Source organism: Micromonospora avicenniae (assembly GCF_900156065.1).
GTDB lineage: Bacteria > Actinomycetota > Actinomycetes > Mycobacteriales > Micromonosporaceae > Micromonospora > Micromonospora avicenniae.
The window spans coordinates 108747-120985 of the sequence record NZ_FTNF01000015.1 but is presented as its reverse complement, the minus strand read 5'-3'; the positions used below and the strand labels follow the sequence as shown (position 1 = coordinate 120985).

At 75.4% G+C, this 12239-nt stretch carries 8 protein-coding genes and 1 riboswitch; of the genes, 7 read left to right on the top strand and 1 reads right to left on the bottom strand.

All coding sequences use genetic code 11. From position 1 onward, the window contains the following. Window position 1: 1 nt before the first annotated feature. On the bottom strand, window positions 2–709 hold the full coding sequence (locus BXA10_RS22005; RefSeq protein WP_076472700.1) for an MBL fold metallo-hydrolase: 708 nt from the start codon (window positions 707–709) through the stop codon (window positions 2–4). Window positions 710–824: 115 nt separating this feature from the next. Next, window positions 825–1001, top strand: a riboswitch (cobalamin riboswitch). 302 nt (window positions 1002–1303) lie between these two features. Here BXA10_RS22005 and cobN point away from each other — a divergent pair. From cobN to BXA10_RS21970, 7 genes are read left to right on the top strand one after another with little or no spacing between them, the layout of a single operon-like run. Next, window positions 1304–4972: a cobaltochelatase subunit CobN gene (cobN, locus tag BXA10_RS22000; RefSeq protein WP_076472699.1), complete on the top strand. Its 3669-nt coding sequence runs from the start codon at window positions 1304–1306 to the stop codon at window positions 4970–4972. Beyond that, window positions 4969–7170 (top strand): putative cobaltochelatase, encoded by a 2202-nt coding sequence (locus BXA10_RS21995; RefSeq protein ID WP_076472698.1) that lies wholly within the window; start codon window positions 4969–4971, stop codon window positions 7168–7170. The genes cobN and BXA10_RS21995 overlap by 4 nt, the downstream gene beginning before the upstream one ends. Continuing rightward, window positions 7170–7781 carry a cob(I)yrinic acid a,c-diamide adenosyltransferase gene (gene cobO, locus BXA10_RS21990; protein WP_076472697.1) on the top strand — a complete coding sequence of 204 codons (612 nt, stop codon included), beginning with the start codon at window positions 7170–7172 and terminating at the stop codon, window positions 7779–7781. Before BXA10_RS21995 ends, cobO begins: the two co-directional genes overlap by 1 nt. Further along, complete coding sequence (locus BXA10_RS21985; RefSeq protein WP_076472728.1) at window positions 7778–9178, top strand: cobyrinic acid a,c-diamide synthase CobB; 1401 nt, start codon at window positions 7778–7780, stop codon at window positions 9176–9178. Before cobO ends, BXA10_RS21985 begins: the two co-directional genes overlap by 4 nt. A 5-nt stretch (window positions 9179–9183) precedes the next feature. Then, window positions 9184–9948 (top strand): precorrin-2 C(20)-methyltransferase, encoded by a 765-nt coding sequence (gene cobI / locus BXA10_RS21980; RefSeq protein ID WP_245828357.1) that lies wholly within the window; start codon window positions 9184–9186, stop codon window positions 9946–9948. Next, a complete protein-coding gene (gene cobM, locus BXA10_RS21975) occupies window positions 9945–10766 on the top strand; it encodes a precorrin-4 C(11)-methyltransferase (RefSeq protein ID WP_076472696.1) in 822 nt (273 codons plus the stop codon). The genes cobI and cobM overlap by 4 nt, the downstream gene beginning before the upstream one ends. Continuing rightward, window positions 10763–11914: a cobalt-precorrin-5B (C(1))-methyltransferase gene (locus BXA10_RS21970; protein ID WP_076472695.1), complete on the top strand. Its 1152-nt coding sequence runs from the start codon at window positions 10763–10765 to the stop codon at window positions 11912–11914. Before cobM ends, BXA10_RS21970 begins: the two co-directional genes overlap by 4 nt. Window positions 11915–12239: the final 325 nt, after the last annotated feature.

Genomic DNA, 12239 nt, shown 5'->3' with positions numbered 1-12239 from the left:
TTCAGCCGGCGCCGGCCTCGGACCGGGCCTGCGCGAGGGTCATCGGTTCGCCGTGGCTGTCGACGTACCAGTCGTAGTCGTCGTCGAGCAGCCGGCGGAGCAGTGCGAGGTCGGGGCCGTCGTCCGGCTCGCGCAGGTGCGCCGGCGGCGGGTAGAAGCTGTCACCGAGGAGCATCACCCCCGAGTCCGGCACCAGCACCACTGTCGAGTCCGGCGCGTGCCGGCCACCGACATGGCGTAGGCGCACCCCGACCGGCAGTTCGTCGGAGTCGGTGAACGTACGGGTCGGGGGCAGCACCGCGAAGTCGTCCCACGAGTCCACCGCGAACGCGCGCGCCCGGAAACTCGGGGCGAGCCGTGGGTTGGCCCGGACCTGCTCGCGCAGGTAACGGTGGCTCCAGGGTCGGGCGGCCTCCGCGCGTAGCAGTTCCTGGCCGGTCACGTGGCCGACGATCTCCACGCCGGGCCAGGCGCAGGCGCCCCACACGTGGTCCCAGTGGTGATGCGTGTAGACGAGCCAGCGCGGTTCCGGCAGCCCCGCCGCGTGCAACGCGGCGCGGATCTCACGGGCGTGCGCCGGGCTCTGCCCCGCGTCGATCATCACACTGCCGCGTTCGTCGGCCACCACGGCGACGCCGGCTTGGACGGCCGCCGGGTCGGGATCGCCGGGGCAGACCCACACCCGGCCGGCGAGGTGGTGAAACCGCATGTCGATGATGGCGATCTCCCGGGATCGATGTGGACGCGTGACAGCCCGTGGTTGATCCTAGTCATCGGGCTGGTGGCTCGGTCGGGGCGGCGTTGACCGGCCGGGACGGGTGTGGCAGCATTCGCGGCCTGACGGCAGTGAAGGAAGCCGGTGCGATTCCGGCGCGGTCCCGCCACTGTCACCGGGGAGCGATCCCCCCTCGTGAGTCACGGCCGTGCGTGCGCGGTTGGAAGGCCGGGGGTGAGCGTCGATCCGGGAGCCAGGATACTTCGGCCGTCGGGATGTGACCCCAGGGCGTGGAAACCCGAGGAGGACCCGATGACGCACCGCGTCCACCGCGCCGACGGCGATCGCCGTGACCGGCCCGCAACCATCAGCGCACCCCCGCGACATCGCGCCCGCCGCGTCGCCGGCACGTCGGCCGTCCACATCGGACGGTCCGTCGGCGCTTCCGGCCGCGCCGGTTGACCCGTACGCCACGTCGACGGTGAACGGCCCACGGCCGGCTGGCCGTCTCCGCTGAACCCCGCGCCATCCACTCCCTCAGCCCGACCGCCGGTACGGCGACGCGGGCGTCACTCTCCGGAGCCATCCGTGCGTACCCTGTTGCTCTCCACCTCCGACACCGACCTGCTCGCCGCCCGCGCCAGCGGCGCCGACTACCGGCTGGCCAACCCGGCCCGCGTCGACGCCGAGTCCGTGCCCGCGCTGCTCGACGGTGTGGACGTCGCCGTCGTACGGCTCCTCGGCGGCCGGCCGGCGTGGCCGGACGGCCTGGCCGCGGTGCTCGCCTCCGGCGTGCCGACGGTCGTGCTGAGCGGCGAGCCGACGCCGGACGCGGAGCTCATGGCGGCCTCCACCCTGCCCGCCGGCGTCGCGACCCAGGCCCTGGCGTACCTGGTCGAGGGCGGCCCGGAGAACCTCGCCCAGCTGGCCCGGTTCCTCTCCGACACGGTGCTGCTCACCGGCGAGGGCTTCGCGCCGCCCGCGCCCACCCCGGCGTACGGCGTCCACGGCGACCGGGGCACCGACCCGGACCGGCCGACCGTCGGCATCGTCTTCTACCGGGCGCACGCGCTCGCCGGCAACACCGCGTTCGTGGACACGCTCGCCGACGCGGTGGAGGCGGCCGGCGCGAACGCGCTGCCCGTCTACTGCGGATCGCTGCGTGGCCTGACCGAGGGCGCCGGTCCGCTGGCGCTGCTCGCCCGCTGCGACACGCTGCTGGTCACCGTCCTCGCGGCCGGCGGCGCAGTGGCGGCGGACGCCTCCGCCGGCGGCGCCGAGGACGCCTGGGACGTCGGCGCGCTCGCCGCGCTCGACGTACCGGTGGTGCAGGCGTTGCTGCTCACCAGCACCCGCGAGCAGTGGGCCGGCTCCGACGCCGGGCTGACCCCGCTGGACGCCGCCATGCAGGTGGCCGTCCCGGAGTTCGACGGCCGGATCATCACCGTGCCGTTCTCGTTCAAGCAGATCGACGCCGACGGGCTCTCCGTCTACGCCGCGGACCCGGAGCGCGCCGCTCGGGTCGCCGGCATCGCGGTGCGGCAGGCCCGGCTGCGCCGGCTGCCGAACGCCGACAAGCGGCTCGCGATCGTGCTCAGCTCGTACCCGACGAAGCACTCCCGAGTCGGCAACGCCGTCGGCCTGGACACCCCCGCCTCGGCGGTGCGGCTGCTCGGCGCGCTGGCCGACGCCGGCTACGACCTGGGCGACGCGCCACCGCCGGACGACGGCGACGCCCTGATCCACGCCCTGATCGCCGCCGGCGGCCACGACGTCGAGTGGCTCACCCCTGAGCAGCTCGCCGCCGCCGAGGCGCGGGTGCCCGGCGAGGTCTACCGACGCTGGTTCGACGAGGTGCCGGCCGCGTTGCGCGAGCGGATGCGCACGCACTGGGGCGAGCCGCCCGGCGAGCTGTACACCGACGGGGACGACGTCGTACTGGCCGGGCTGCGCTTCGGCAACGTGGTGCTGCTCATCCAGCCACCGCGCGGCTTCGGCGAGAACCCGATCGCCATCTACCACGACCCGGACCTGCCGCCCAGCCACCACTACCTGGCCGCGTACCGATGGCTGGCCGCCCCGCCCACCGACGGTGGCTTCGGCGCCGACGCCGTGGTGCACCTCGGCAAGCACGGCACCCTCGAATGGCTGCCCGGCAAGGGCCTCGGGCTCGCCGCCGACTGCGCCCCGGACGCCGTCCTCGGCGACCTGCCGCTGGTCTACCCGTTCATCGTCAACGACCCCGGGGAAGGCACGCAGGCCAAACGCCGCGCGCACGCGGTGGTCGTGGACCACCTGGTGCCGCCGATGGCGCGGGCCGAGACGTACGGCGACCTGGCGAAGCTGGAGCAGCTGCTCGACGAGTACGCGACAGTGCAGGCCCTCGACCCGGCCAAGGTGCCGACGGTGCAGGCACAGATCTGGCAACTCGTCCGCGCCGCCGAACTGCACCACGACCTGCACACCGAACAGATGCCCACCGCCGAGGACTTCGACGACTTCGTGCTCCACCTCGACGGGTACCTCTGCGAGGTCAAGGACGTGCAGATCCGCGACGGTCTGCACGTGCTCGCCGCCGCGCCGGCCGGCGACGTCCGCGTGAACCTGGTCCTCGCCGTGCTGCGGGCGCCGCAGGTGTGGGGCGGCGCCCGCGCGCTGCCCGGGCTGCGACAGGCGCTGGCGGCCGGCTACGGGCTGGACGAGGCGGCGTTGCTCGCCGCGCCGGGCGAACGGCTGGACGTCCCCGCCGCGCTGACCGACACCGTGGCCGGGCCGGCCGTCACCGCCGCCGACGCGGTCGACCTCATCGAGGCCCTCGCGCGGCGGCTCGTCGCCGGCATGGAGACCCTCGGCTGGGACGCCGAGAAGGCCGACGCGGTGGTCGCGGAGGTCACCGGCCGGGACCTGCCGGACGCGACCGCCCTGCTGCGCTTCGCCGCCACCGAGCTGGTGCCCCGGCTCGACCGGACCACCGACGAGCTGGCGCACACCCTCGCCGCCCTGGACGGCCGGTTCGTGCCGCCCGGGCCCTCCGGCTCGCCGACGCGTGGCCTGGTCAACGTGCTGCCCACCGGGCGCAACTTCTACTCCGTGGACCCGAAGGCCATCCCCAGCCGCAACGCCTGGGACGTCGGGGTGGCCCTCGCGGACTCGCTGCTGGCGCGGCACCTCGCCGACACCGGCGAGTATCCGCGTTCGGTCGGGCTCACCGTCTGGGGCACCAGCGCCATGCGTACCCAGGGCGACGACATCGCCGAGGTCCTCGCGCTGATCGGCTGCCGCCCCACCTGGGACGACCGCTCCCGCCGGGTCACCGGTGTCGAGGTGGTGCCGCTGGCCGAACTGGGCCGCCCCCGGGTCGACGTCACCGTACGGATCTCCGGCTTCTTCCGGGACGCCTTCCCGCACGTGGTCGCCCTGCTCGACGACGCGGTCCGGCAGGTCGCCGCCCTCGACGAGCCGCACGAGGACAACTTCGTCCGCGCCCACGTCGCCGCCGACGTGGCCGAGCACGGCGACGAGCGCCGCGCCACCGCCCGCATCTTCGGCTCGAAACCCGGGGCGTACGGGGCGGGCCTGCTGCCGCTGATCGACGCCCGGAACTGGCGCAGCGACGCCGACCTGGCCGAGGTGTACGCGGTCTGGGGCGGGTACGCGTACGGCCGGGGGCTGGACGGGCGGGAGGCGCGGGTCGACATGGAACGCTCCTTCGCCCGCATCGCGGTCGCGGTGAAGAACCAGGACACCCGTGAACACGACATCGTCGACTCCGACGACTACTTCCAGTACCACGGCGGGATGGTGGCGATGGTGCGTCACCTCACCGGTGCCGCGCCGGCCGCGTACGTGGGCGACTCGGCGATGCCGCACGACGTGCGTACCCGGACGTTGGGTGAGGAGACCCGCCGGGTGTTCCGCGCCCGGGTGGTGAACCCGAGGTGGATCGCCGCGATGCGCCGGCACGGCTACAAGGGCGCGTTCGAGCTGGCCGCCACCGTGGACTACCTGTTCGGCTACGACGCGACCGCAGGTGTGGTCGACGACTGGATGTACGAGCAGCTCGCCGCCGCGTACGTCTTCGACCCGACCACGCGGGAGTTCCTCACCGAGTCGAACCCGTGGGCGCTGCGCGGCATCACCGAGCGGTTGTTGGAGGCCGCCGACCGGGGGCTCTGGGCCGAACCCGACCCCGCGACCCTGGAACGGCTCCGGGAGACGTACCTGACCAGCGAGGGTGATCTGGAGGACCGGGCATGACCACGTTCCCGTTCAGCGCCGTGCTCGGCATGGACGACATGCGGCTCGCCCTGCTGCTCAACGCGGTCAGCCCGGCCATCGGCGGCGTGCTGGTACGCGGCGAGAAGGGCACCGCCAAGTCCACCGCGGTGCGGGCGCTGGCCGCCCTGCTGCCCCCGGTCGACCAGGTGGCCGGCTGCCGGTTCCACTGCGACCCGGCCGCTCCCGACCCGGGCTGCCCGGACGGTCCGCACCCGGCCGACGCCGTCGCCGAGCGGCGTCCGGCGCGGCTGGTGGAGCTGCCCGTCGGCGCCGCCGAGGACCGGGTGGTCGGTTCGCTGGACCTGGAGAAGGCGCTCGGTGCGGGCGTGCGTGCCTTCGAGCCGGGACTGCTCGCCGCCGCGCACCGCGGGGTGCTCTACGTCGACGAGGTCAACCTGCTCCACGACCACCTGGTCGACCTGCTGCTCGACGCCGCCGCCATGGGGCGCAGCCACGTCGAGCGGGAAGGTGTCTCGGTCAGCCACGCCGCCCGGTTCCTGCTGGTCGGCACGATGAACCCGGAGGAGGGGGAGCTGCGTCCGCAGCTGCTCGACCGGTTCGGGCTCACCGTCGAGGTTGCCGCGAGCCGCGAACCGGCGATCCGGGCCGAGGTCGTCCGCCGCCGGCTCGCCGCCGACGCCGACCCGGCCGGCTTCGCCGCCCGCTGGGCCGACACGGACGCGGAGATCGCCCACCGGGTGGCCGGAGCGCGGCAGCGGCTCGGTGGGGTACGCCTGCCGGACTCCGCGCTGCGGCAGATCGCCGAGGTCTGTGCCGCGTTCGACGTCGACGGCATGCGGGCCGACATCGTCACCGCGCGTACCGCTGTCGCGCACGCCGCCTGGCACGGCCGGGACCAGGTCGGTGTCGAGGACGTGCGGGCGGCCGCCCGGCTGGCGCTGCCGCACCGGCGGCGCCGCGACCCGTTCGACACGCCGGGGCTGGACGAGAAACTGCTCGACGAGGCTCTCGAACGCGCCGGCGACGACGATCCCGACGACGACCCGCCGGGCGGCCCGTCCGGCGGCACCCCGGACGGCGGACCGTCCGGTGGCGGGCCCGGTGGCGGCTCGGGCGACGGGCATCCGCCGGGCGACGCGACCGGACCGACGGGCGGCGACGGAACGGCCGGCCGGGACGGGCACGGCCCGACCGGCGGGGAGACGGAGGCCCGTGCGGACGGCGGGGTGGAGCCGTCCGCGCCGGACTCGGACGCGCGCGCCGGGTCCGGCCCCGCTGACGGCGCGGGACCCGTCGAGGCCACCGGCACCTCGGACGGCGACCCGCGCTCCAGCGGCCAGCCTGCAGCCGTACCGGTCCCGGGCCTGAAGGCCCGGCTGCTCACCGCGCCCGGCGTCGGCGACGGCGTGCCCGGCCGGCGTTCGCGCGCCCGCACCGGACGCGGCCGCACCACCGGCGCCCGGCTGCCGGCCGGCCGGCCCGGCGCGCTGCACCTGCCGGCGACCCTGCGCGCCGCCGCCCCGCACCAGGTCGACCGGGGCCGCCGCACCGGGCCGCTGCGGCTGCACCCGACCGACCTTCGCGAGGCGGTCCGCGAGGGACGCGAGGGCAACCTGGTGCTCTTCGTGGTCGACGCCAGCGGGTCGATGGGGGCCCGGCAGCGGATGTCCGCCGTCAAGGGGGCGGTGCTCGCGCTGCTCACCGACGCCTACCAGCGGCGCGACAAGGTCGCCGTGGTCGCGTTCCGCGGCACCGGCGCGCAGACCCTGCTGCCCGCCACGTCGTCGGTGCTCGCCGCCTCGGCACGCCTGGCAGACCTGCCCACCGGCGGGCGTACGCCGCTGGCCGAGGGTCTGCTCGCGGCCACTGAGCTGCTGCGGGTGGAGCGGCTGCGCGACCCGCGTCGCCGCCCCCTGGTGCTGGTGCTCACCGACGGGCGGGCCACCAGCGGTGAACGTCCCCTCGATCGGGCCGCCCGCGCGGCAGCCGTTCTCGCGGCCACCGGCGCTCCCTGCGTCGTCGTGGACTGCGAGTCCGGCCCCGTACGTCTCGGCCTCGCGCACCGTCTCGCCACCCAGCTGGGCGGCGACCACCACCCGCTGGACCGGGTGGCCACCGACCCGCTCGTCGGCCTCGCCACCGCCCGCCCGGCCGTGCCGGGCGCCCCGGGGCCCGCCGCCGGCTCGCCCCCCATCCGCACGAGGAGCGCCGCCTGATGCCGCAGGGAAAGCCCAGCAACGTGCCCGCCGACGGGCTCACCACCCGGCAGCGCCGCAACCGCCCGCTGCTCGTCGTCCACACCGGACAGATGAAGGGCAAGTCGACCGCCGCGTTCGGCATGGCCCTGCGCGCGTGGACCGCCGGAATGCCGATCGGGGTGTTCCAGTTCGTCAAGAGCGCCAAGTGGCGGGTGGGGGAGGAGAACGCCCTGCGCGCGCTCGGCGAGGTGCACGAGCGTACCGGCCAGGGCGCCCCGGTCACCTGGCACAAGATGGGCGAGGGCTGGTCGTGGATCCAGCGCGGCGACCAGGCCGACCACGCCGCCGACGCGCTGGAGGGCTGGCGGCAGATCCAGCGTGACCTCGCCGCGCAGCGGTACGGGTTCTACGTGCTCGACGAGTTCACCTACCCGATGAAGTGGGGCTGGGTGGACGTCGACGAGGTGGTCGGCACGCTCGCCGACCGCCCCGGCTTCCAGCACGTGGTGATCACCGGGCGGGACGCGGACCCGCGGCTCGTCGAGGCGGCCGACCTGGTCGCCGAGCTGACCAAGGTCAAGCACCCGATGGACGCCGGCCAGAAGGGCCAGAAGGGCATCGAGTGGTGAGGCCGGGCCCCGACGAGGCGACGACCGGCGGCCCGCCACCCGAGCCGACCGCGCCCTGGGCGCTGCCCCGGGTGGTGGTCGCCGCGCCCGCCAGCGGGCACGGCAAGACCACGGTGGCCACCGGACTGCTCGCCGCGCTGCGCCGTCGCGGGCTGACAGTGAGCCCGCACAAGGTCGGCCCGGACTACATCGACCCCGGGTACCACGCGCTCGCGGCCGGCCGGCCCGGCCGCAACCTCGACCCCTGGCTGGTCGGCGAGGAGCGGATCGCGCCGCTGCTGCGGCACGGGGCGAGCACCCCGACGCCGGCGGACATCGCAGTGGTGGAGGGAGTGATGGGGCTGCACGACGGCGCGGTCGGCCGACGCGGCTACGCCTCCACCGCGCACGTTGCCCGGCTGGTCGACGCGCCGGTGCTGCTGGTGCTGGACACCACCGCCCAGGGGCGCTCGGCCGCCGCCCTGACGCTGGGCATGGCCGCCTTCGACCCGGCCGTGCGCATCGGCGGGGTGATCCTCAACCGGGTCGGCTCGCCCCGGCACGAGCGGCTGCTGCAGGACGCGCTCGCCGAGGTGGACGTGCCGGTGCTCGGCGCGGTCGCCCGAGCCGCCGAGGTCGCCGCCCCGTCACGGCATCTCGGGCTGGTGCCGGTCGCCGAGCGCGCGCCGGAGTCCGTGGCCGTCGTCGACGCGCTGGCCGAACTCGTCGAGTCCACCGTGGACCTCGATGCGGTGCTGGAGCTGGCGCGCACCGCGCCACCGCTTACCGCACCCGCCTGGGACCCGGCCGCGGCCGTCGGCGGCCCGACTGGCGTTCGGCCGGTCGTCGCGGTGGCCGGCGGGCCTGCCTTCACGTTCTCGTACGCCGAGACCGCCGAGCTGCTCGCCGCGGCCGGCGCGCACGTCACCGTCGTCGACCCGCTGCACGACCCGGCACTGCCCGCCGGCACCCGCGCGGTGGTGATCGGCGGCGGTTTCCCCGAGGCGTACGCGGAGCAACTCGCCATGAACACGTCGCTCCGCGCGGAGCTGGCCGATTTCGGCGGCCCGATGGTCGCCGAGTGCGCCGGCCTGCTCTACCTCGGTCGGACCCTGGACGGGGTGCCGATGTGCGGGCGGCTCGACCTCACCGCGCGGATGACCGGCCGGCTCACCCTCGGCTACCGCTCGGCGACCGCCGCCACCGACTCCCCGATCGCCCGCGCCGGCGCGCCGGTGAACGGCCACGAGTTCCACCGCACGGTCACCGACCCGGGGTGCGGCGAGCGGCCGGCGTGGCGATGGGACGGCGCCGCGCACGGTTTCGTCGACGGCCGGGTGCACGCGTCCTACCTGCACACCCACTGGGCGGGTCACCCCGATACCGCCCGGCGGCTGGTCGAGGCGGCGGCCCGGTGAGCGGCCTGGTGAGCGCCCCGGACGGGCCCACGCTGACCGGGGTCGGTGTGGGACCGGGCGACCCCGAGCTGCTGACCGTCAAGGCCGTACGGGTGCTGCGCGAAGCCGACGTGGTGTTCGTACCCGTGCTGGACCGGCTGGCCGCCGACAGCGACGCGCCGCCGGGCCGGGCCGAGACCACGGCCCGCGCGTACGCCGATCCGGCCCGCCTTCGCCGGCTGCCGTTCGCCCTCGACGACCGGGGCGGGGTGACCGCCCGCCGGGAACGCGCCTGGGACGAGGCCGCCGCCGCGGTGGTGGCCGCGATGGACGCCGGCGCCCGGACGGTCGCCTTCGCCACCATCGGCGACCCGAACGTCTACTCCACCTTCGGGTACCTCGCTCAAGGCGTGCGGGAGCGGCGGCCCACCGTCGAGGTGCGCACGGTGCCCGGCGTCACCGCGATGCAGGACCTCGCGGCACGCGCCGGCGTACCGCTGTGCGAGGGCCGCGAACCGCTCACGCTGCTGCCCGCCACCGCGGGAGCGGCGGTGTTCGAGGACGCCCTGGCCGGCCCGGGCACCGTGGTCGCCTACAAGGGCTGGCGCCGGCACGGAAAACTCGTCGCCGCGTTGCGCCGGCACGACCGCCTGGCCGACGCGGTGCTCGGCCAGGCCCTCGGCCTGCCCGGTGAACGGATCGGCCCGGTCACCGGGCCCCACGAGGAACTGCCCTACCTGTCGACGCTGCTGGTCCCGGCCCGCCGGGACCGCCGGGGAGGAAAACTGTGAAGACCGGCACCGTCTGGTTCGTCGGCGCCGGCCCCGGCGCCGCCGACCTGCTGACGCTGCGCGCCGCCCGCGCGATCGGCGCGGCCGACATCGTGATCTGGGCGGCCAGCCTGGTGCACGCCGACGTGCTCGAACACGCCCGGCCCGACGCGGAGATCGTGGACTCGTCGCAGCTGCCGATCGAGGGTGTGCTGCCGCTCTTCCGGCGGGCGGCCGGCGAACGGCTGACCGTGGCCCGGATCCACTCCGGCGACCCGGCGCTCTGGGGCGCCATGCAGGAGCAACTCGACCTGTGCCGGGCGCTCGGCCTGGCCGTGCAGGTGGTGCCCGGCGTGTCGTCGTTCACCGCGGTCGCGGCGATCGTCGGGCGGGAACTCACCATTCCCGAGGTCGCCCAGTCGGTCATCCTGACCCGGTTGGAGGGTGGCAAGACTCCGATGCCGCCGCGCGAGCGGGTACGCGACTTCGCCCGGCATGGCACCACCATGGCGCTGTTCCTGTCCGCCGCCCGATCCGGGCAGGTGCAGTCCGAGCTGCTCGCCGGCGGCTACCAGCCCGACACCCCGGCCGTGGTCGCGTACCAGGCGACCTGGCCGGACGAACTGGTGGTGCGCTGCACCGTCGGCACCCTCGCCGCCACGGTGAAGGAGCACCGACTGTGGAAGCACACTCTCTTCCTGGTAGGTCCCGCGTTGGGCGCCGCCGGCACCCGTTCGCACCTCTACCATCCGGGGCACTTCCACACGTTCCGTCGCGCCGAGCCGGCCGCCCGCGCCGAGCTGCGCCGGGCCCGCGGCGCGGCGGGGGAGCCGGCGTGACGTACGCCGAGCCGCCGCTGCGCGAGCCGGACCTGCCGCGTACCGCGAAGGTCCGGCCCACCGCGCTGCGCACCGGCTGGACGACCGGGGCGTGCGCCACCGCAGCGGCCAAGGCGGCGGTGGCCACGCTGGTCAGCGGGGTACCGCAGCGGGAGGTGGAGATCGGGTTGCCCGCCGGTCGCCGGGTCAGCTTCCCGGTCGCCCGCTGCGAACTCACCGCCGGTCCGCCCGCCCGCGTCGAGGCCGTGGTGGTGAAGGACGCCGGCGACGACCCGGACGTGACCCACGGCGCGGAGCTGACCGCGACGGTGGACTGGCAGAGCGAACCGGGACTGCGGTTGGCCGGTGGGGCCGGCGTCGGCACCGTCACCAAGCCCGGGCTGGGCCTGCCGGTCGGCGGGCCGGCGATCAACGACACCCCACGCCGCATGATCACCGCGGCTGTCGGCGAGGTGGTCGACCTGACCACGGTGGGCGTACGGGTGGTGATCAGCGTCCCGCGCGGCGAGATCATGGCTCGCAAGACCACCAACCGGCGACTCGGCATCCTCGGTGGCATCTCGATCCTCGGCACGACGGGAATCGTCCGGCCGTTCTCCACCGCCTCCTGGCGGGCCAGCGTGGTTCAGGCGGTGCACGTGATGGCCGCTCAGGGGGAGCGGACCGTGGTGCTCTGCACCGGCGGGCGCACCGAGCGGGCCGCCCGGGCCCTGCTGCCCGACCTGCCAGAGGTCTGCTTCGTCGAGGTGGGTGACTTCACCGGCGCTGCCGTGACGGCCGCAGTCGCCGACGGCCTGACCCGGGTGGTCTTCGTCGGCATGGCCGGCAAGCTGGCCAAGCTCGCCGCCGGGGTGCTGATGACCCACTACACCCGTTCGAAGGTGGACCTGTCGCTGCTCGGCGCGGTCACCGCGGAGGCCGGCGGTACGCCCGACCTGGTCGCGGCGGTGATCGAGGCGAACACCGGGCGGCACGCGTACGAGCTGTGGGAGGCCGCCGGGCTGCTGCGCCCGGCCGGGGACCTGCTCTGTCATCGGGTTCGTCAGGTGCTGCGCCGCTTCGCCGGGGACGCCGTCGACGTCGACGTGGCCATGGTGGACTTCGCGGGTTCGGCGCTGGTCGCGTCGTCCGGGCGGTGGGACACGTGAGACCCGGGTGTGTTCCGGACGTGGAGACAGTGACGCTGCGTGAGCCCGGACGCTGGCAGGTGGCTCACGAGCTTGATACCTCTCAGGCATATATATACCTGAGAGGTATCAGGCTCGTCGGCGTGGTCGCGGCGGCGGCACGCCACGCCGCCGTCCCGCCCGGCGCCGCCGTCCCGCCCGGCGCCGCCGTCCCGCCCGGCGCCGCCGTCCCGCCCGGCGCCGCCGTTCCGCCTGGTGCGGCCGTTTCGCCCGGTGACGCGGCCTCGCCCGCTGACGCGGCCTCGCCCGCTGACGCGGCCTCGCCAGGTGCTGCCGTCCTACCCGG